Below are 17,359 nucleotides of genomic sequence, written 5' to 3'. Positions count from 1 at the left end.
GCGGATCAGCGGCCATTGGCTCAGCTGTGAAGTTCCGACCACCGCCGACCTATTCAGAGCACGACCATGAGCGGATTCATTGCAGGCGGCCTGGTACCGAGCGAGTCGGTGCCGGGCATCCACATCAACAGCGACCCCTTCTGGCCGTCCATCGACCTGGACAAGCTGCGGCAAACCCTGCGCATTGATTCCAGCGTCACCCCTGCCCGTCTCGAAACTGCCGTAGTCGCAGCGATCATCAGCGTCAATCGCGACCTGGCGAAGTGGCGGCTCGCCAGACAGGCCGAGGGCCTCACTACCCTGGCCACCGTCCCAGGCGAAGGGTTCCTCAGCGATGTTGAGCGCACACACCTATACGTGCGCGCCGTCGAGTGTGCCGCCGGCGCCGAGGTCTGCGAGCGGTACCGCGGTTACGACACTACCGCCAGCGGCAGTAAGAACGCCGACGAATCGACGCCGACCATCGATGACTACCGCCGCGATCAACGCTGGGCCATCCGTGACTTCCTGGGCAAATCGCGCACCACCGTGGAGCTGCTGTGATGGCTGAGCAGAAGCGAACCCAGCAAAACGACACTGTCGATGCACTGTGCTGGCGGCACTACGGCCGTACCGCAGGGGTAGCAGAAGCCGTCCTCGATGCAAATCCTGGCCTGGCCAGCCACGGCCCGGTGCTGCCCGCCGGCCTTCTGGTCACGCTGCCCGACATCCAGACAACTGCGCCCGAACGCCAGACGGTGAGCCTATGGGACTGACCGTGCACACCACTTCACCAAGGAAGGAAAAAATGCCTGACCGCCCCGAGAGTTGGGCTTGGCTCGCTGCCTGGCTCGAACACAACTGGCCCGCCGTGTACGCCGGCGGCCTTGCCATCGTCATCGCTGCCCTTCGGGTGATCTACGGCGGTGGCGGAATCCGTCGAGTGGCAGTCGAAGCCCCGCTGTGCGGTGCCCTGGCTCTTTCGGCTAGCCATGGACTGTCCTTGATCGGCATTCCAATCAGCGCAGCCCCGTTCTTCGGCGGCGTCATCGGCTTGCTGGGCGTCGAGTTCACCCGCGCCACCGCGAAGAAGTTCTTCACACGCAAAGAGGAAACCGCCACATGATCACACTTCGTCACGGCGATCGCTCTCAAGCAGTTCGCGACCTACAGCGCAAGCTGAATGCCAAGGGCGCCAAGCTTGGGACCGATGGCGACTACGGTGACGCCACCGAAGACGCTGTACGCGCCTACCAGCTCAAGGCCGGCCTGGTATCGGATGGGGTGGCCGGGCCAAAAACTCAGGCCAGCCTGATGGGACTGGATGTCCGGAAGCTGCTGAAACACTCGGACCTGGTCAAAGCCTCCCAGCGGCTTGGCATCCCAGTAGCCGCGGTCTATGCCTTGAACGAGGTTGAATCCCAAGGTTGCGGATTCTTCGATAACGGCAAACCAGTCATCCTGTTTGAGCGCCACGTGATGTACGAACGCCTGCAGGTGGCACGGGATCCGGCAGATGACCAGGAGCAACTGCAACTGCGCGCAGCCGACCTGGCCAAGCAGGTGCCTAACCTGATCAACCCCAAGGCCGGTGGTTATATCGGAGGCACTGCTGAGCATCAGCGCCTCGCCCAGGCGAGCCAGTTCGACGAACAAGCCGCACTGGAGTCGGCCAGTTGGGGTGGCTTCCAGGTGATGGGCTACCACTGGAAAAGGCTCGGCTACTCCAGCGTCCAAGACTTTGTGACAGCCATGAAACGCAGCGAAGCGGACCAGCTGGACGCATTCGTGCGATTCATCGAGACCGACCAAGTGCTGCACAGGGCGCTCAAAGCGTTGAAGTGGGCGACGGTAGCCAAGCTCTACAACGGTCCCAATTACCAGCGAAACCTTTATGACGTGAAACTTCAGCGTTCCTTCGAGCGCCACCAGGACCGTGCGCTGGTGGCGGCGTAATGAACTACGGCGACGTAACACTGATCATCGCCATCGCGCTCGGCGTTTGGGGTTGGGGTCAGCAAAACATGCTCGCGACCGCCCAGGAAAACGTACACCGCCTGGAAGAGCAGCGTGATCGAGCACAAGGTGACGCGGACCGAAACCTCGCCAACACCAACGAACTCATAGCCACCCTAACGTCCGTTCGTGACGGCCAAAACAAGCTGCTGACGCTCCAAGGGGAGCTGCGTACAGGCCTGTCCAAGCGCGAGCAGCAGATCGAGGACCTCAAGCATGAAATCAAGGAACTGCAAGACTGGGCTGACAAGCCTTTGCCTGATGCTGCTCGCCGGCTGCGGCAGCGCCCCGCCATCACCGGCGCCGACGCTTACCGTCAGTGGTTGTCCGGTAGTGGTGCCGTGCACCCTGCAAGCGACATCCCCAAACCGCAACGGCCAATTACTGACTGACCAGGAGCGCACCGAACTGGCCTGGGCCGAATGTGCCGCCCAGGTCGATCTCGTTTACCAGCACCAGGTGACCCATGAACAAGCCCAATAGCCTTCGCGAGCACCTGCTCGCAGCAGTACCAGGACTGAAGAACAACCCCGAGCGCCTGATCATGTTTGTCGATGCTGGCAAGGTGAGGTGCACTGCGGCTGCAAGCCTGTCCTTCGAATATGGATACACCTTGCAGATCATGCTGACCGACTTCGCCGGCCACCCGGACAGCGTCATGCTGCCGATCCTGGGCTGGGCAAGGGTCAACCAGTCGGAGCTGATGGCGAATCTGGATAAGTCAGCCGAAGGGATCAAGTTCGAGGCCGACATCCTGGATGGCTCCAAGGTCGACATGAGCATCACCTTGGCGCTGACCGAGCGCGTGGTGGTGAAGCGCCAGGACGATGGGAAGTTCCAGGTGACCCACGCTCCCGAGCTGCCGTATGAGCCTTTCGTAGAACACGGCCCAATGAGCCTGTATGCGGGTGGCGAACTTGTGGCGGAGTGGCAGCCACCAGCCCCGGCAGAGACCATGGCACTTCCGGCCATGCACCCGCGGCGTCCAGCCCATGGCTAGCCTCAACGACCTGGAGGACTTCGCCGGGCCGCTGTTGCAGCGGCTTGAACCGGCTGGCCGCATCAAACTGGCCCGCACACTTGCTCAACAGCTGCGCCGGCAGCAACAGACGCGGATAGCAAGCCAGCGGAATCCTGACGGCACCCCGTTCGCCCCGCGACGGCCCCACAAACTGCGCGAGAAGGTCGGTCGCGTGAAAGCCAAGGCCAAGATGTTCCAGAAGCTCCGCCGGGCGACCTACCTGAAGGCCAGCGGCGATGCAAAAGGCATCGGGGTCGGTTTCTCCGGACGGATTGGCCGCATAGCCCGCGTGCACCAATACGGCTTGCGGGACCGAATCGCCCCTCGCGGGCCTACGGCCCAGTACGAAGAACGTCAGTTGCTGGGCGTCAGCAGCACGGATCTGGAAAGCCTCAAGGACGCCATTCTCTCCCACCTCACCCTGTAGGCCCCCGTGTTACAAGCGCAGCGTGCTGCGCTTGCGCGTGCGTGGCGCGACCATCGCGCCATGAACTCAATCGCCGAACTCAGCCGTCTACTCGAAAACCTGGTTCGCCTTGGCACGATTGCCGAGGTGCAGCACGCGCCGCCGCGCGTGAAGGTTAAGACTGGGGGCATTCTGACTGCCTGGTTGCCCTGGCTTGCGCTGCGAGCTGGTGCCGACAGGGATTGGGATCCACCCACGGTAGACGAGCAAGTGATCCTGCTGTCCCCCAGCGGACAACTGGCCAACGGCATCGCGATCACCGGTTTGTTCAGTGACCAGATCCCGGCCAACGGCGATCGTGCAGGCCTCAAACGCCGAACCTACGCCGATGGCGCTGTGGTCGAGTACGACAGCGTCGCCCATCACCTGCGCGCGATTCTGCCGGCCGGTGGGACGTCCGAAGTTATCAGCGACGGCGGGATCCGCATCGTCGGCGACATCGTGCATGAGGGGAACTACACCCAGACCGGCAACCAGAAGGTCACCGGCAAGGTGGAGGTATCGATCGACGTCATCGCCGCAGGCATCAGTCTGGTGCAGCACCCACACGCGGGCGTAATGCCTGGACCGGGCCAGACCGGGAAGCCAGTGAAATGAACAGACACACCGGCGAGCCCATCTCGGAAGAGGCCCACATTGCCCAGTCCATCGTGGACATCCTGACGACTCGAATCGGTACACGGGTAATGCGCCGCGACTACGGCAGCCTTGTCCCCGAACTGATCGACCATCCCCTCAATGCAGCCAACCGCCTGCGGCTGTACGCCGCTTCGGCCGTGGCGATCATGCAGTGGGAGCCGCGAATCACTTTGGCCGTCGTGCGCCTGGACGTCGATTCCCTGTCGGGTAGCGCCACGCTGGAGATCGAGGCGAAGCAAAACGACACCAATGCGCCCTTGAACATTCGAACGCCAATCCAGCTGGGGGCAGCCCAATGACCGCCACCCGCATGATCGACCTCAGCCTGCTGCCCCCGCCAGATGTCGTGGAAGTGCTCGACTTCGAAGCGCTTCTGGTCACACGTAAGGCCCAGTACCTGGGCAGCTATCCCGTGGCCGAACAGCCTGCTATTGCTGCACGGCTCGCCTTGAAGTCGGACCCGGTCACCAAGCTGCTGGAGGAAAGCACTTATCGCGAGCTGGTGCTCCGTCAGCGCGTGAATGACGCGGCTAAAGCCAGCCTTCTCGCGTATGCCGAAGGCCCGGACCTGGAGAACCGCGCGGCCGACTTCGGCGTGCAAAAACTAACCCTTCGCCCGGCCGATCCGGACGCAGTGCCCCCAGTACCTGCAGTGATGGAAAGCGACGAAGCACTGCGCTACCGCACCAGGCTGTCGCTGGAAGCGCTTTCTAGCGCCGGCAGCCGCGGGGCTTACGAATTCCATGGCCTTAGTGCTTCTGCCAGCATCGCCAGTGTGTCTGTCGATTCGCCCAGGTTCAGCTCGCTGCCCCTGTCAGCTGCATTGAAGGCTCAGCTCCCGGCCGGGGCCATTGTCCTGGTATGCGATTACGATGCCGGCCTGGCCAGCCCGCTGCCGGGGGATGTGTCTCTCGCGGTACTGCCACGGCTAGACAGCCAGGAACAACCGGAAGAGCTGGTCGCCATGGTGCACCAGGGTCTTTCCGAGGAAAGCGTACGGCCGGTTACAGATCGGCCTCGGGCCCAGCTGGGTCAACCAGTCAGCTTTGAAGTACTGGCCACCTTAGAGCTGGAGGCCGGACCAGAGCCGTCAGTGGTCCAAAAAGCATCCCGGGCCAGCCTGGATAGGGCAATTGCCGCAGCCAGGGATCTGGAAGGGCAACTGTCACTGTCGGCTGTCTATGCCGCTCTGCACGTGCAGGGGGTGCGTCGGGTGGATCTGAAAAAGCCCACCGCCGACATCACTTGTGACAAACGGCACTACCCGCACTGCACATATATCACGCTGAGCACGAAGGTGGTCGGATGAGTCTGCTGCCCTCGAACGCCACGTACCTGGAGCGTGCACTCGAAGCTGCACGGGATCAGGACCTGGACCCAGACATTATCCGCGGAGTCGCGGACTCAGCCCGTTGCCCGGCGAACTTCCTGCCCTGGCTGGGTTGGGCTTTGAAAGTTGAAGGCTGGGAAGCGGCTTATACCGACGACCAACGCCGCGAACTGATCCGCGAGGCAATTCCGGTCCACAAGACCAAGGGCACGGTCGGGGCTATACGCCGGGTGCTCAAGGCAGTGCGGGTAAACGCCGACTTCAAGGAATGGCACCAGATACCCAACGCCGCGCCATACACGTTCCAGGTCACAGCCTGGGCCAACGACAACCGGCCGGGCGAGGGTTCGATCATCTCGCCACAGTTGGAGGAGCGCCTCCGCGCTCTGGTTGATGCGGCGAAGAACGAGCGCAGCCACTACACCTTCCGGCTTGGTGCGCGCTTCGATGACGGATTGGTAGCAGCCAACGCCTCGCAGCTGCAGCAGCGGGTGCGCCGCTCGGCCGACGCGAAGCCGGTCCCCATGCCGCCTGCCGGGCAAGCTCTCGCTCTGGTCAATGCGTCAGAGAAGCACCAGGTGCAGAGGCATTCAGCCGAAGCACAGCCAGTACCTGTGCCGGTGTCTGCCCAAACCCTGTTGCTAGCTGATGCGACTTACACGCGCTGCGTCGTCCGATGCCCGGTCGAGCCGCAGAGCTTACCGATTAACAACCAAACAGTGCTGGTAGCCGCCAACGCAGCGCGCTCCCGCACTGTCGTGCACGTCACGATGGAGGCCGTTTCATGAGCACCCCCTTGCAACCTGTGATTACTAAGGCCGGTCTGGCTGCAATCTGGAATGCGACCAGCACCGGCCTGGCCGCCGAAATTACCCACATCGGCCTGGGATCCGCTGGCTACACGCCAAGCAGTGACCAGAAGGTCCTGCGTACATTGGTGGAGAAATACCCAGTCTCCGGCGGCGAGCAACTGAGCAGTACGTTGATCCATCTCACTGCGATCGCTGACGACTCCGCTGCCTTCTGGGTTCGCGAAGTCGGCTTTTTCCTGGATGACGGAACACTGTTCGCGGTCTGGTCGAGCGCTGGTGATCCTCTCACGTACAAATCAGCCAATACCGATCTGCTGCTGGCCTATGACTTGTCGCTTGAAGCGTTGCCCGCCAACAGCGTCACCATCAAAAGCAGCCCGGCCGGGCTCAATCTCACACTCGCTGCACCGCTTGCAGCCCAGGCTGCGGCCCTACTCGCACAGATGCTGCGCGGCACCAAGCAGAAGGACCAACTGGACGCCCAGGACAAGCAGTTGCACAGCATCGAGCAACAGCAAATCGTGGCCGGAGAGTTTCTGGCCAGCCTGCTCGAACGCATGAAGGCAGCTGAAGCCCGGCAAGAGCTTGACCGCGAAAACCTACTGACCGCCGTTGTCGCCAATGCGGCAGGGGTGATCAGCCTGCAAAACCTGTTCTCCCGAAAAATCCTTGGAGTGAATTAACTATGAGTTTGGAAAGTTCAGTAGCCGACTTGGTGACCGTCGGCAAAGATTTGATCAGTGTTTATGAAGGCAAAATCAATGCGATCAACGCCGCTGTAACCAAGGCGATCGCAGCTGTTCCCCGGTTTGACAAAAAACTGTACGTCAACCAGGTAACTGGGGATGACACCGCCGCTGGTACGGCCGACGCTCCGTTGAAAACCATTGCGATGGCGTTGACCATCACGCCGCAAGGCGGATTCTGTGATGTCGTGCTACAGGCCGACTACACCATGACGCAAGCCATTGCAGTCCTGGGGCGTGTGCTGAATATTTATTCCGACCAGACCGGGGTTAAGCGAAAGCTCAAGCCTATCTATTACCTGACCACTAACGGTGCCGCGAACTACCTGGCCGGATTCCTGTTTTACAGCGGCGGCGTGGTGATGCTTGGAGACGTGACCCTGGAACTGCCCACCGCCAACGGGGTGGTCCCCGCGCCGGCTGGCACCCGCAACTCGTTCTTCACCTCCAACACTTCTGGCGGGTCTGATGAGATCCGCGCCAAGCTGTCGTCATGTGACGTTGTTGCCCCGGCGGGCTTCACGGGCTGGCTTGCCGGCGCTGCCGCCAGTTCCATAAGCCTGCAGGTGACTGCAGTTACCTTCCCGGAAAACTTCGCTGGCCGCTACATCTACGGTGTTGCCGGGGGGACCAACCCTGCAACCCTGCCGAACGTCCTGACCAACCTGCCAAGCCTGTGAGATCAAAATGCAAAAAACGAACTTGTTTGTAGTATTCGATGGCAAATCTTTCGCGGGCTGGTCGTTCGAGGAGTTGCCTTTGGCCGCAGCGCGACTGTTAGCCTGCGGTCAAATCGACCAGGCCGCCGACGCCGGGCGCAGCTCAGTCCTTGGCGATCCACTGCGAGCTTTGGAGTATCAAATCGCCGCCGACGAGGCCACTGCATTCGCTGCCAGTGTCTACGCAGGTGATCCACCTCCAACCGTGCAGGCCTGGATGGATGCCACGGGCATGGATGCCCAGCCGGCTACGGACAGCATTCTGACCGAGGCTGCCGCTTGGAAAGAGGCAATGTATCTGATCCGTTCCCTGCGCCTGAAAGGCAAGCAGGATGTGCTCAAGGCGCTCGACCACGTGGCGATTGAAGCCATCACCGATACCGCGATCGAGGCCATCCAGGCCAGCGTTCGTGGAATCGGCAACAACTGAAGCTGTAAACAGTCAAGGTACAACCAGCGGCAATCGCCTCCGAGCGTCGCGCGCGGCAGCCTGTGCAGTGTCATCCCACCACTGCACAGGCACCTACCATGGCCGGCGAATATCACCACGGCGTGCCCGTCCTCGAAATCAACGAGGGCTCCAGGCCGATCCGCACTATTTCCACTGCCGTTGTCGGCGTCGTCTGCACCGCAGAAGATGCCGATCCAACGATGTTCCCCCTCAATACCGCAGTGCTACTGACCAACGTCCAGAGCGCTATCGCAAAGGCGGGCACCAAGGGCACCCTGGCGCCGACTCTCCAAGCTATCGCGGACCAGACCAAGCCGATGACCATCGTCGTCCGCGTGGCGACCGGCACGACCGCTGCTGAGACCACCAGCAACATCATCGGCGGCACCAATTCCGCGGGTAAGTACACCGGCATGAAAGCGCTGCTGGCCGCCCAGTCTCAACTCAAGGTCAAGCCGCGGATCCTCGGCGTGCCAGGCCTGGACAGCCTGCCAGTGGCCACTGCCCTGGTCTCGCTCGCTCAGCAGCTGCGCGGTTTCGCCTACCTCAGCGCCTACGGCTGCAAGACCAAGGAAGAAGCCACCGCCTATCGGGAGAACTTCGGCGCCCGCGAAGCCATGGTGATCTGGCCAGACTTCCTGCAGTGGAGCACCACCACCAACGCCACCATTACCGCCCCGGCCGTAGCCCGTGCCCTGGGCCTGCGCGCGAAGCTCGACCAGGAGGTCGGCTGGCACAAGACGCTGTCCAACATCCCGGTCGATGGCGTGACCGGCATCAGTGCCGACGTTTTCTGGGACCTGCAGAACCCCGCCACCGATGCGAACTATCTCAACGGCAACGAGGTGACCACCCTCATCAACGAGAGCGGTTTCCGCTTCTGGGGCAGTCGCACCTGCACCGACGACCCATTGTTCGCCTTCGAGAACTACACCCGCACGGCCCAGGTCCTGGCTGACAGCATTGCCGACGCCCATTTGTGGGCGATGGACAAACCCATGCACAGCTCTCTGGTGCGGGACATCCTGGAAGGCATCAACGCCAAGTTCCGCGAGCTGGTCGCCGGCGGTTACATCCTCGGTGGCAGCGCCTGGTATGACGAAGAGGCCAACAGCGCCACCACGCTCAAGGAAGGCAAGCTCTTCATTGATTACGACTACACGCCTGTGCCGCCGTTGGAAGACCTGACGTTGCGCCAGCGCATCACTGACCGCTACCTGGCGAACTTCGCCAGCAGCATCAATAGCTGACGGAGACCGCTGCTATGGCATTGCCTCGCAAGCTCAAGAACATGAACCTCTTCAACGACGGCAACAGCTACCTGGGCGTATGCAAGTCCGTCACCCTGCCCACCCTGGCCCGGAAAATGGAGGCCTATCGCGGCGGCGGCATGAACGGCACTGCCAAGGCTGATCTGGGCCTGTCCGACGACGGCCTGCAGCTGGAGTGGAAGCTGGGCGGGTTCGACCTCATCGCGATGCGCCAGTTTGGCGCCGTAAAGGCTGACGGGGTGCTGCTGCGCTTCACCGGGACCTACCAGCAGGACGATACCGGCGAATACGCCAGTGTCGAGGTGGTAGTCCGTGGTCGTCACGAAACCATCGATATGGGCGAAGCAACGCCCGGTGAGGACACCGAGCATTCGATCACCTCTCCCCTCACCTACTACAAGCTCACCGTCAACGGTGAGGTCATCATCGAAATCGACATCCTCAACTTCATCGAAATCGTCAACGGCGTCGACCTGCTCGCTGAGCAACGTCGCGCCCTCGGCATCTGAATCTGGTAACCGGAGTCATCATGGAAAAAGTTAACGAAGCAATTATCGAAGTCGAAGCCAAGGCCGCTGCCCTGGGCGAAAACACCGTCGAACTGGACACCCCGGTCAAGCGCGGCAACACCGTCATCGACACCGTGACCCTGCGCAAGCCAAGTTCCGGTGAGCTGCGCGGCCTGCACCTGGCGGAGCTGCTGAACTGGGATGTGGCCAGCCTCATCAAGCTGCTGCCACGGATCTGTGAGCTGAACGCCCAGGAAGTGGCCCAGCTGGACCCTGCTGATCTGGTCGCCCTGGGCGGCAAGGTCACCGGTTTTTTGCTGCAGAAGCAGACGAAGAAGGACGCATCCCTGGTTGCGTAGAAGACGCCATGGCCGACCTGGCCGTGGTTTTCCACTGGACGCCAGCCGACATGGACCGGCTGACCGTCCGAGATTTGATGGATTGGCGCGAGCGAGCGCGGGTTAGGAGCAGCAACGATGGCAAATGATCTACGGCTGAGATTGCTACTGGACACCGTGGACAAAGCCACCGCTCCGCTGCGACAGATCAACAAGGGCGGACAGGAGACCGCCCGCGCGCTCAAAGCGACACGCGATCGCCTAAAAGAGCTGAATGCACAGCAGAAGGATGTCGGTGCCTGGCGTCAGCAGAACGCCCAGGCACGCCAGACGGCCCAAGCCTTGGACGCCGCCCGGGCTAAGGTGAAGGAAATGGGCCGGGCGATGTCAGCCGCGAACGCCCCGACCAAGCAGATGACGGCCGAGTTTCAGGCCGCCATCCGCGCCACCAATGAGCTTAAACAGCAGCAGAAGGCCGAACAGGAAACATTGCGAGGCCTCCAACGGCGGCTCGGTGAAGCCGGGATTGATACCCGAAAGCTCAACCAGCACAACGCCGCCCTTCGCCAGCAGATGGTCCAAACCAACAACACCATTGAGCAGCAGGAATCGCAGCTCAAGCGGCTGGCGGCTGCTCAACGGAAAGCTGCCGAAGCCAAAGGCCGGCTGGAGAAATCACAAGACCGAGCCGGCAAGATGGCAGGAGCAGGTGCGGCAGGCCTCGCCGCCGGCGCTGGCATAGCAGTGGCCGGTGCCGCGATCTTGGCACCGCAACTTGAAGTTGCACACCAGGGATCCAGGATCGCCGCCCAGTCCGGTGAATCTGCGGACCAGGGCAAGCAGTACAGTGAAATCATCCGCAACATACGGGCAGATGGCCAGAGTTCAGACATTGCCGAAATCGGCGATGCCGTGTCAGCAGCCAAGAGCACCTTGGGCGCACTGGGCAGCCTGGGAGACCAGGAGCTGGACAGCGCCGCGCGGAAGGCGCTGGATCTGTCCAAAGTGATGGAGCTGGATGTCGGTGAAAGCATCCAGATGGTCGGCATCCTGATGAAAAACGGCCTGGTCAGCAGCAGCGATCAGGCGTTCGACCTGGTCGCGGCCGGCCTGCAGAAGGTCTCTACGCAAATGCGCGGTGAGATTCCCGAAATCCTGCACGAATACTCCACCCACTTCCGTGGGATGGGGTTCACCGGATCCGAGGCCATGAGCCTGTTGGTCGAGATGTCCAAGCAAGGCAAGTTCGCCCTGGACAAGACAGGGGATGCCATCAAAGAGTTCTCGATCCGCGGCTCTGACATGTCGAAAGCGAGCCAGGAAGCGTACAAATCCATTGGCCTCAACGCTACGAAGATGTCCTCTGCCATCGCAAAAGGTGGACCCTCTGCCCGTGACGCTCTGACCAAAACGGCTAGTGCACTGCTACGCATCAAAGATCCGGCCGAGCGAGCCAATGCCGCGATCGCGCTATTCGGTACGCCGGTGGAAGATCTTGCCGTCGACCAGATCCCCGACTTTTTGAAGGCACTGGCAGGCGGAACAACCGCCCTAGGCGACATCACCGGGGCGGCCGACAAGATGGGCAGGACATTCCGGGACAACCTGAGTGGTGACCTGGACAAGCTCACCGGGACCTGGAGCGCGATGATCGGCTCGCTCATGGACGGGCAAAACGGCCCGCTTCGCGATCTCGTCCAGACCATCACCGGCATAGTCGGCGCGGCACGCGCTTGGATCGAGGCGAACCCAGAGCTTGCAGCCAGCCTGGCCAAAGGCGCAGCAGCCGTGGCTGTCCTGGTCACCGGCATGGGCGCCTTGACCATAGCCATGGCGAGCCTTCTCGGCCCGTTTGCGCTGGCCAGATACGGCATGGCTATGTTCGCCATCAAGGGCGGCGCCATCCTGCCGGTGGTGGGCAAGCTGATTGGCGTGCTGTCTGGCGCGCTGCTGACCGCCATCCGAGGTGTATCCATTGCCTTGTGGGGGCTTGCCGCCAACCCTGCCACCTTGGCGATCACCGCTGCTGTGGCAGCGATTGCCGGGGCCGGTTACTTGCTCTACCAGAACTGGGACCAGGTGAAGGCGTACTTCTCGAATGCGTGGGCCGAGATCAAAGCCGGCTTCAGCGGTGGAGTTGCCGGGATTCTCACGGTCATGGCCAACTTCAGCCCGATCGGACTGATCTACCAAGCCTTCGCTGGGGTGCTCAGTTATCTGGGCATCGACCTACCGTCACGCTTCACCGAGTTCGGCGGCATGATCGTCAACGGCCTGGTCAACGGGCTGACAGCAGGGCTGGGGGCGGTGAAGGATGCGGTTACCAGCATCGGCAGCTCGGCCATTGGATGGTTCAAGGAAAAGCTCGGGATCCACAGTCCTTCCCGGGTATTTGCTGAACTGGGTGGCTTCACCACCGAAGGGCTCGCCCAAGGCCTGAGCAACGGAGCCCAGCAACCCATCGACGCGGTCGTGAAGATGGGGCAGCAGCTGAGTAAGGCTGGTTCGTTTGACCTGAAAGCTACGGCGCTTCAGGTGGACAACGTCAATCCAACCGCCCAAGAGCTTACTCGTGCGCAGCCCCCGCTGGCAGGTGCCGGTTTGCCGAGCCAGTTTGCAGCGATGCCACAAGCGCTGACCGCCGGTACCGACTCACTCCGCGAGGCACTCAAGAGCACCAAGGTGGCGCAGGCCCCAGCGATCGAAGCCCAGGCGCAAGTGCCGCGACCTTCTGTGCCCTTGCCGCTATTGGTCGATGCTCCAATTGTTCCATCTCCAGCGGACGCACCAGCATCGCGGGCCGATACAGCTCCACTGATTGCAGCGCTGACCGCTATGAGCCGCACCCTTGCACAGGAGGATGAGGGAAAACAAACGCTGCGGCCGCCAGTCTCCCACCCACTGGTGATGGCAGCCTCGCCGACTGCACCAGGTGAGCCTGTTGGTGGCCCGGCGCCCGTCCCTAATGAGTTGATCGCCGCTCTAACTGGTATCAATCGCATCCTGCTCAAGGGTAACGAGAACACCCCAGCGGTGCCGAAAAGTCCCGTGGTTCAGCCCATCGCTGTGGGGGCGCCACCGATCGAGCCAAGCACCAGTGGCCCGATTCAGGGGACCGAACCGAGCTGGGTGATCGCCGCACTTACCGCGATAGGACGCACGCTCGTTCGAGGTTTGGACACTGCCAGGCCAGAAGCACCGCAACAGTTGGTCACCGAGCAACACACCGACGGTGGCTCACATGACGCGCTCAAAGCCATTGTTTACAAGGCGCCTACAAATGCCGACTCGCAGGACGCCGGCCTGACCGCTTTGAGCCGTATGTTGGACAAAACTCGGGGCGTCGAGGCCAAGCCGGTAGCCCAGCAGACGCCAGTGGCACAGGTGACGGCTGCAGGCGAGGCTGGGGATGGCACAAACGCCAGTTCCAGTATTGGTGATGGCCTGCGCGCGTTGACAAATGCCCTTACGCCGCCAAATCTGTGGTCGGCCCCGGCCCGCGAAGCGCCACTACTGCCAGCCACCCAACCAACCAGTACGGTGCAGCAGTCCTATCCCGACCCGATGCCAGGACTATCAGCCGACCTTGCCCTGGGCCTGACAGTTGGTACCAAGTCACTGGTCGGCGCGCTGACCGCCGTTACGCTGCAACTGGCTCACGCCGGCGGCGTTGATGCGCGTCCAGTGGTACCGCAAATCCCGACAGAACAGGCTGCGAGTGCTGATCTGCAGTCAATCGTCCCGGTTGCGGTAACCGTGGACCGCCGTCCGCCGATCGCGGCGGCGCCACCCGTCACATATGACAGCCACGATGTCTATCACATCTCGATTCCGACCAGTCCTGGAATGGATGCTCAAGCCATTGCGCGAGCAGTCAGCGCCGAACTGGATCGCCGAGAGCGATCGAAATCTGCGCGTCAGCGCAGCAGCCTGACCGATCTGGAGTAAAAACCACATGATGCTTGCCCTGGGCATGTTCATTTTCAGTCTGCCTACACTGGCGTATCAGCAGCTGCAGCGCCAAACCGACTGGCGCCATGCCGCGAACTCACGCATCGGCGCACAACCTGCGCGCCAGTTTCTCGGCCGAGGGGAAGACGACTTCACTCTACCTGGCGTGCTGCTGCCCGAGCTGGCCGGGTCGATGATGAGCCTTGACGAGATCCGGGCCATGGCGAACACCGGCAAAGCCTGGGCTCTGGTCGAGGGCACCGGCAGGGTCTACGGACTGTTTGTCATCGAGAGCCTCAGCGAAACACGATCCGTGTTCTTCCAGGACGGCACCGCACGCCGCATCGAGTTTAGCCTGACGCTCAAGCGGGTCGATGACGGCCGAGTCGACCTGATGGGGGCTGTCGTCGCGACGTCATCCAATATTCTGAGGGCGCTGCTGTGACCGGACTGGACCAGCTGACCGGGTATCTAACCGATGCGGTGAAGGGACTGCAGCGTGACAGCGCGTACGGCGTGCCCGCATTCCGCTTGACCGTTGATGGTAAGGACATCGCCAGGCTCATCAGTCCACGGTTGATGTCACTTGAACTCACCGACAACCGCGGTCTGGAGGCTGATCAGTTGAGCATTACCCTCAGCGACCACGACGGCCTGCTGGAGATTCCCCCGAAGGGCGCCGTAGTGAAGCTGTGGCTGGGCTGGAGCGACACAGGACTTGTCGATAAAGGCTCCTACACGGTCGACGAAACCGAGCACAGCGGCGCTCCCGACATCCTCAGCATCCGGGCTCGATCCGCAGACCTGCGTGGGTCTCTGAAAACCAAACGTGAACGCAGCTGGAGCGAAGTCACGCTGGGCGCAGTCCTCACCGAGATCGCCAGCGCGTACGGGCTCACACCGAAAATTGCGGCAGAGGTCGCAGCACGCGCAGTGAAGCATCTCGACCAGGCCAACGAGTCGGATGCCAATATGCTCACGCGCCTGGGCGAGTTGCACGACGCGGTTATCAGCGTGAAAGCCGGCTGCCTCATCTGCCTGCAGGCCGGCGGAGGAAAGACAGCCGGTGGCGCAGCTTTGCCACACATTACGCTGACAAGGTCGGATGGTGATGGCCATCGCTTCCTGCAGGCCGATCGGGATAGCTACGACTCAGTGAAGGCCTATTACTACGACGTCGGCAGCACCAAAAAGCAGGAAGCCATTGCCGGCGGCGGCGAGAAGGTCAAGGAACTGCGCCACACCTACAGCGATCGTGACTCCGCCCTGCGAGCAGCACGCTCCGAACTCAACCGCCTGCAGCGAGGGAGCGCGACCCTCAGTTACACCTTGGCCAAAGGTCGTGCAGACCTTATCCCCGAGCTGACCTACAGCCTGCTAGGCGTCAAAAGTGAGATCGACGCCATCGTCTGGTACGGGGGGAATGTTCAGCACAGCCTCACGGCAGACAACGGCTACACCACCAGCCTGGAGCTGGAAAGCAAATTGCCGGAAGACTCCGTTGATGAGCTGTACGAAGAGGAAAAAGGCGGAACATACACGGGGGTGGTGGCGTTCTATCGCGACAAGGCTACCGGCACAGAGGCTTCGGTAACAGCTGGCGACGCAACTAGACCGAAGCGGATCAAACGTGTCTTTGACAACAAGGAGGCCGCTCAAAAAGCAGCTGAGCGTGAGTGGAAAAAGATGCAGGAAAAGGCGACATGACCACAAAAGAAACCCGGCACAGTTACCGGGTTTCTTCTACAGCGCCGTTACTCAGTCGACTGCGAAAGCACCTCCAACATCCTCATCAAGTCTTCTTTTCCCTGCTCGTCCAGGTCGCGCAGAAGTTCGATAAAGAGGCGTTCCAACTGGGTAAGGTTTTCCATCATAGGTACTCCATTTCCATAAGACATATGCGGCATCGGAGATACCGCACACAACCAAATGGAAAGTTAAAGAGCCCTCCGAACTTGCCTATGAGCTATATAGGGGCAGCCATAAACCAAGTGCCCATCATATCTGTTGATTTCACGCTCAACTCGACCTGTCCATAGGTTTGTGAACTCCCCTTGATCATTTCCGGTAGCTTTTTGAATACCTCACGATAATCAGCATCCGGCGCAGCAGCAGCGAGCGCTGCACTCGCAATGAGCATGATTTCGAGACCCGACATGGGCTTACCGTCCCCGGCGCCCACCAGTGTCACATCGACCAGTTCGCCTGTTTCCTTCGACACCGCCGCCACTAACGAAGCATAAGGCCCAAGATTGTTCTTCAGAATGTCCTGAACATCGCCAGTTGTGATGTCAGTTGGATCTACCCGATAAGGCTTCTCGTACTTTTCGAGTAGTTGATTCATGCGTTCCGCATAAACAGCCGGCGTCATCCCCAAGGTTTTTACTTTGACTACAGCAGGAGTAACCTTTTGCTCTGCCGCAGCAGACGCTTTCGCACGCTCTGGGGATTTGCTCTCAACACCCCCTGTGGAAACTGCAATACCGGCGGCTACTACCGTCATAAAACAACCTGCGAAGCTGCCTGCTATCAATCTACTGAGCCAGCCACTGCCGTTTTTTTTCATACGGCCTGCAAGCCACCACCAGGTGCCCGCACCTACGCCAAGGCACAAGACCCCAATCAAGTCATCCATAAATCATCCTCGACAATCGACCGGCCCCCATGGCCGGCAACAAGCAGTCCCTTCAGCTGATCACCATCAACTGCACTTCATTTCCAAGAGTTAGCTTTCACGAAAGCTTGTGCAGTACGGCCTAAGACTGCCTTGTCGCTATCCGCCATACCCCGAAGCATGGCCAAAAATTCCGCTTCTTCAGCGGTAAGGCAGTCAGCAGTCTGGGGGGACGGCTGCCCCGTAAGCACATAGAGCACATCAACGCCCGCACCGGCAGCCAAGAACAGCAGTAACGACCCGGGCTCACGGGCGCCGGCTTCATAGCTGGCCAACGTCCGCTTCGACACTTGGACGACGGCTGCCATCTGGTCTTGGGTCAGATCAAGCCGTTTGCGTTCGGCTTGCAGGCGCGCACCGATTTCTTCAAGAAGATGCACAAACGTTCCTTTTCCGTATTTACAAATGAACAAATGTGCATCATCCTTCGCATACCA

23 protein-coding genes and 1 pseudogene are annotated in these 17,359 nt (G+C 61.0%); 22 read left to right on the top strand and 2 right to left on the bottom strand.

Annotation, left to right across the window (positions count from 1 at the left end; genetic code table 11):
* Positions 1-66: 66 nt before the first annotated feature.
* The 22 genes and pseudogenes from AC07XM_RS22510 to AC07XM_RS22405 all read left to right on the top strand — a co-directional run bounded on the left by AC07XM_RS22510 (position 67) and on the right by AC07XM_RS22405 (position 15,955).
* Positions 67-543: a head completion/stabilization protein gene (locus tag AC07XM_RS22510; RefSeq protein WP_102689739.1), complete on the top strand. Its 477-nt coding sequence runs from the start codon at positions 67-69 to the stop codon at positions 541-543.
* Entirely contained in the window at positions 543-755 is a 213-nt protein-coding gene (locus tag AC07XM_RS22505; protein ID WP_016484479.1) for a tail protein X, read from the top strand. The genes AC07XM_RS22510 and AC07XM_RS22505 overlap by 1 nt, the downstream gene beginning before the upstream one ends.
* Positions 756-787: 32 nt before the next feature.
* Positions 788-1,105, top strand: a complete 318-nt coding sequence (locus AC07XM_RS22500; RefSeq protein WP_016484478.1) for a phage holin, lambda family — start codon at positions 788-790, stop codon at positions 1,103-1,105.
* Positions 1,102-1,935, top strand: coding sequence for an N-acetylmuramidase domain-containing protein (locus tag AC07XM_RS22495; protein WP_102689740.1), 834 nt, complete (start codon positions 1,102-1,104; stop codon positions 1,933-1,935). Before AC07XM_RS22500 ends, AC07XM_RS22495 begins: the two co-directional genes overlap by 4 nt.
* Positions 1,935-2,288, top strand: a pseudogene (locus AC07XM_RS22490) (Rz-like lysis system protein LysB); the annotation flags it as partial. The gene AC07XM_RS22495 and the pseudogene AC07XM_RS22490, both read left to right, overlap by 1 nt.
* Positions 2,212-2,478 (top strand): Rz1-like lysis system protein LysC, encoded by a 267-nt coding sequence (gene lysC / locus AC07XM_RS22485; protein ID WP_218279310.1) that lies wholly within the window; start codon positions 2,212-2,214, stop codon positions 2,476-2,478. The pseudogene AC07XM_RS22490 and the gene lysC, both read left to right, overlap by 77 nt.
* Positions 2,462-2,995, top strand: coding sequence for a phage tail protein (locus tag AC07XM_RS22480; protein ID WP_102689742.1), 534 nt, complete (start codon positions 2,462-2,464; stop codon positions 2,993-2,995). The genes lysC and AC07XM_RS22480 overlap by 17 nt, the downstream gene beginning before the upstream one ends.
* Entirely contained in the window at positions 2,988-3,443 is a 456-nt protein-coding gene (locus AC07XM_RS22475) for a phage virion morphogenesis protein (RefSeq protein WP_102689743.1), read from the top strand. The genes AC07XM_RS22480 and AC07XM_RS22475 overlap by 8 nt, the downstream gene beginning before the upstream one ends.
* 60 nt (positions 3,444-3,503) lie before the next feature.
* Positions 3,504-4,079, top strand: coding sequence for a phage baseplate assembly protein V (locus AC07XM_RS22470; RefSeq protein ID WP_102689780.1), 576 nt, complete (start codon positions 3,504-3,506; stop codon positions 4,077-4,079).
* Complete coding sequence (locus AC07XM_RS22465) at positions 4,076-4,420, top strand: GPW/gp25 family protein (protein ID WP_102689744.1); 345 nt, start codon at positions 4,076-4,078, stop codon at positions 4,418-4,420. The genes AC07XM_RS22470 and AC07XM_RS22465 overlap by 4 nt, the downstream gene beginning before the upstream one ends.
* Positions 4,417-5,430, top strand: coding sequence for a baseplate assembly protein (locus tag AC07XM_RS22460; RefSeq protein WP_371919282.1), 1,014 nt, complete (start codon positions 4,417-4,419; stop codon positions 5,428-5,430). Before AC07XM_RS22465 ends, AC07XM_RS22460 begins: the two co-directional genes overlap by 4 nt.
* Complete coding sequence (locus AC07XM_RS22455; protein WP_102689745.1) at positions 5,427-6,239, top strand: phage tail protein I; 813 nt, start codon at positions 5,427-5,429, stop codon at positions 6,237-6,239. The genes AC07XM_RS22460 and AC07XM_RS22455 overlap by 4 nt, the downstream gene beginning before the upstream one ends.
* Positions 6,236-6,946: a phage tail-collar fiber domain-containing protein gene (locus tag AC07XM_RS22450; protein ID WP_102689746.1), complete on the top strand. Its 711-nt coding sequence runs from the start codon at positions 6,236-6,238 to the stop codon at positions 6,944-6,946. The genes AC07XM_RS22455 and AC07XM_RS22450 overlap by 4 nt, the downstream gene beginning before the upstream one ends.
* Positions 6,947-6,948: 2 nt before the next feature.
* Complete coding sequence (locus AC07XM_RS22445) at positions 6,949-7,689, top strand: hypothetical protein (RefSeq protein WP_102689747.1); 741 nt, start codon at positions 6,949-6,951, stop codon at positions 7,687-7,689.
* Between the two features lie 7 nt (positions 7,690-7,696).
* On the top strand, positions 7,697-8,158 hold the full coding sequence (locus tag AC07XM_RS22440) for a hypothetical protein (protein WP_102689748.1): 462 nt from the start codon (positions 7,697-7,699) through the stop codon (positions 8,156-8,158).
* Positions 8,159-8,256: 98 nt separating this feature from the next.
* Positions 8,257-9,429: a phage tail sheath protein gene (locus AC07XM_RS22435; protein ID WP_102689749.1), complete on the top strand. Its 1,173-nt coding sequence runs from the start codon at positions 8,257-8,259 to the stop codon at positions 9,427-9,429.
* Positions 9,430-9,443: 14 nt separating this feature from the next.
* Positions 9,444-9,959 carry a phage major tail tube protein gene (locus AC07XM_RS22430; RefSeq protein WP_102689750.1) on the top strand — a complete coding sequence of 172 codons (516 nt, stop codon included), beginning with the start codon at positions 9,444-9,446 and terminating at the stop codon, positions 9,957-9,959.
* A 20-nt stretch (positions 9,960-9,979) separates the two neighbouring features.
* Positions 9,980-10,318 carry a phage tail assembly protein gene (locus AC07XM_RS22425; protein WP_102689751.1) on the top strand — a complete coding sequence of 113 codons (339 nt, stop codon included), beginning with the start codon at positions 9,980-9,982 and terminating at the stop codon, positions 10,316-10,318.
* Positions 10,319-10,326: 8 nt separating this feature from the next.
* Positions 10,327-10,446 (top strand): GpE family phage tail protein, encoded by a 120-nt coding sequence (locus AC07XM_RS22420; RefSeq protein ID WP_016484463.1) that lies wholly within the window; start codon positions 10,327-10,329, stop codon positions 10,444-10,446.
* On the top strand, positions 10,436-14,245 hold the full coding sequence (locus tag AC07XM_RS22415; protein ID WP_146024540.1) for a phage tail tape measure protein: 3,810 nt from the start codon (positions 10,436-10,438) through the stop codon (positions 14,243-14,245). The genes AC07XM_RS22420 and AC07XM_RS22415 overlap by 11 nt, the downstream gene beginning before the upstream one ends.
* A gap of 7 nt (positions 14,246-14,252) precedes the next feature.
* Positions 14,253-14,693, top strand: coding sequence for a phage tail protein (locus tag AC07XM_RS22410; RefSeq protein ID WP_063424011.1), 441 nt, complete (start codon positions 14,253-14,255; stop codon positions 14,691-14,693).
* Entirely contained in the window at positions 14,690-15,955 is a 1,266-nt protein-coding gene (locus AC07XM_RS22405) for a phage late control D family protein (RefSeq protein ID WP_102689755.1), read from the top strand. The genes AC07XM_RS22410 and AC07XM_RS22405 overlap by 4 nt, the downstream gene beginning before the upstream one ends.
* A gap of 259 nt (positions 15,956-16,214) precedes the next feature.
* On the opposite strand, the gene AC07XM_RS22400 is transcribed toward AC07XM_RS22405, so the two are convergent.
* Positions 16,215-16,883 (bottom strand): hypothetical protein, encoded by a 669-nt coding sequence (locus AC07XM_RS22400; RefSeq protein ID WP_102689756.1) that lies wholly within the window; start codon positions 16,881-16,883, stop codon positions 16,215-16,217.
* 77 nt (positions 16,884-16,960) lie between these two features.
* A complete protein-coding gene (locus tag AC07XM_RS22395) occupies positions 16,961-17,335 on the bottom strand; it encodes a helix-turn-helix domain-containing protein (RefSeq protein WP_102689757.1) in 375 nt (124 codons plus the stop codon).
* Between the last annotated feature and the right edge of the window lie 24 nt (positions 17,336-17,359).

The organism is Pseudomonas sp. GW460-LB5, assembly GCF_059423245.1.
This window is presented reverse-complemented; position numbering and strand designations above follow the sequence as displayed.

Excerpts from the sequence above, each read along its gene's own strand:
- AC07XM_RS22480 (WP_102689742.1), top strand. The coding sequence starts at position 2,462 with ATGAACAAGCCCAATAGCCTTCGCGAGCACCTGCTCGCAGCAGTACCA.
- AC07XM_RS22415 (WP_146024540.1), top strand. The coding sequence starts at position 10,436 with ATGGCAAATGATCTACGGCTGAGATTGCTACTGGACACCGTGGACAAA.
- AC07XM_RS22435 (WP_102689749.1), top strand. The coding sequence starts at position 8,257 with ATGGCCGGCGAATATCACCACGGCGTGCCCGTCCTCGAAATCAACGAG.
- AC07XM_RS22510 (WP_102689739.1), top strand. The coding sequence starts at position 67 with ATGAGCGGATTCATTGCAGGCGGCCTGGTACCGAGCGAGTCGGTGCCG.
- AC07XM_RS22505 (WP_016484479.1), top strand. The coding sequence starts at position 543 with ATGGCTGAGCAGAAGCGAACCCAGCAAAACGACACTGTCGATGCACTG.
- AC07XM_RS22455 (WP_102689745.1), top strand. The coding sequence starts at position 5,427 with ATGAGTCTGCTGCCCTCGAACGCCACGTACCTGGAGCGTGCACTCGAA.
- AC07XM_RS22470 (WP_102689780.1), top strand. The coding sequence starts at position 3,504 with ATGAACTCAATCGCCGAACTCAGCCGTCTACTCGAAAACCTGGTTCGC.
- AC07XM_RS22500 (WP_016484478.1), top strand. The coding sequence starts at position 788 with ATGCCTGACCGCCCCGAGAGTTGGGCTTGGCTCGCTGCCTGGCTCGAA.
- AC07XM_RS22445 (WP_102689747.1), top strand. The coding sequence starts at position 6,949 with ATGAGTTTGGAAAGTTCAGTAGCCGACTTGGTGACCGTCGGCAAAGAT.
- AC07XM_RS22460 (WP_371919282.1), top strand. The coding sequence starts at position 4,417 with ATGACCGCCACCCGCATGATCGACCTCAGCCTGCTGCCCCCGCCAGAT.
- lysC (WP_218279310.1), top strand. The coding sequence starts at position 2,212 with ATGAAATCAAGGAACTGCAAGACTGGGCTGACAAGCCTTTGCCTGATG.
- AC07XM_RS22420 (WP_016484463.1), top strand. The coding sequence starts at position 10,327 with ATGGCCGACCTGGCCGTGGTTTTCCACTGGACGCCAGCCGACATGGAC.
- AC07XM_RS22440 (WP_102689748.1), top strand. The coding sequence starts at position 7,697 with ATGCAAAAAACGAACTTGTTTGTAGTATTCGATGGCAAATCTTTCGCG.
- AC07XM_RS22410 (WP_063424011.1), top strand. The coding sequence starts at position 14,253 with ATGATGCTTGCCCTGGGCATGTTCATTTTCAGTCTGCCTACACTGGCG.
- AC07XM_RS22495 (WP_102689740.1), top strand. The coding sequence starts at position 1,102 with ATGATCACACTTCGTCACGGCGATCGCTCTCAAGCAGTTCGCGACCTA.
- AC07XM_RS22400 (WP_102689756.1), bottom strand. The coding sequence starts at position 16,883 with ATGGATGACTTGATTGGGGTCTTGTGCCTTGGCGTAGGTGCGGGCACC.
- AC07XM_RS22450 (WP_102689746.1), top strand. The coding sequence starts at position 6,236 with ATGAGCACCCCCTTGCAACCTGTGATTACTAAGGCCGGTCTGGCTGCA.
- AC07XM_RS22465 (WP_102689744.1), top strand. The coding sequence starts at position 4,076 with ATGAACAGACACACCGGCGAGCCCATCTCGGAAGAGGCCCACATTGCC.
- AC07XM_RS22425 (WP_102689751.1), top strand. The coding sequence starts at position 9,980 with ATGGAAAAAGTTAACGAAGCAATTATCGAAGTCGAAGCCAAGGCCGCT.
- AC07XM_RS22475 (WP_102689743.1), top strand. The coding sequence starts at position 2,988 with ATGGCTAGCCTCAACGACCTGGAGGACTTCGCCGGGCCGCTGTTGCAG.
- AC07XM_RS22430 (WP_102689750.1), top strand. The coding sequence starts at position 9,444 with ATGGCATTGCCTCGCAAGCTCAAGAACATGAACCTCTTCAACGACGGC.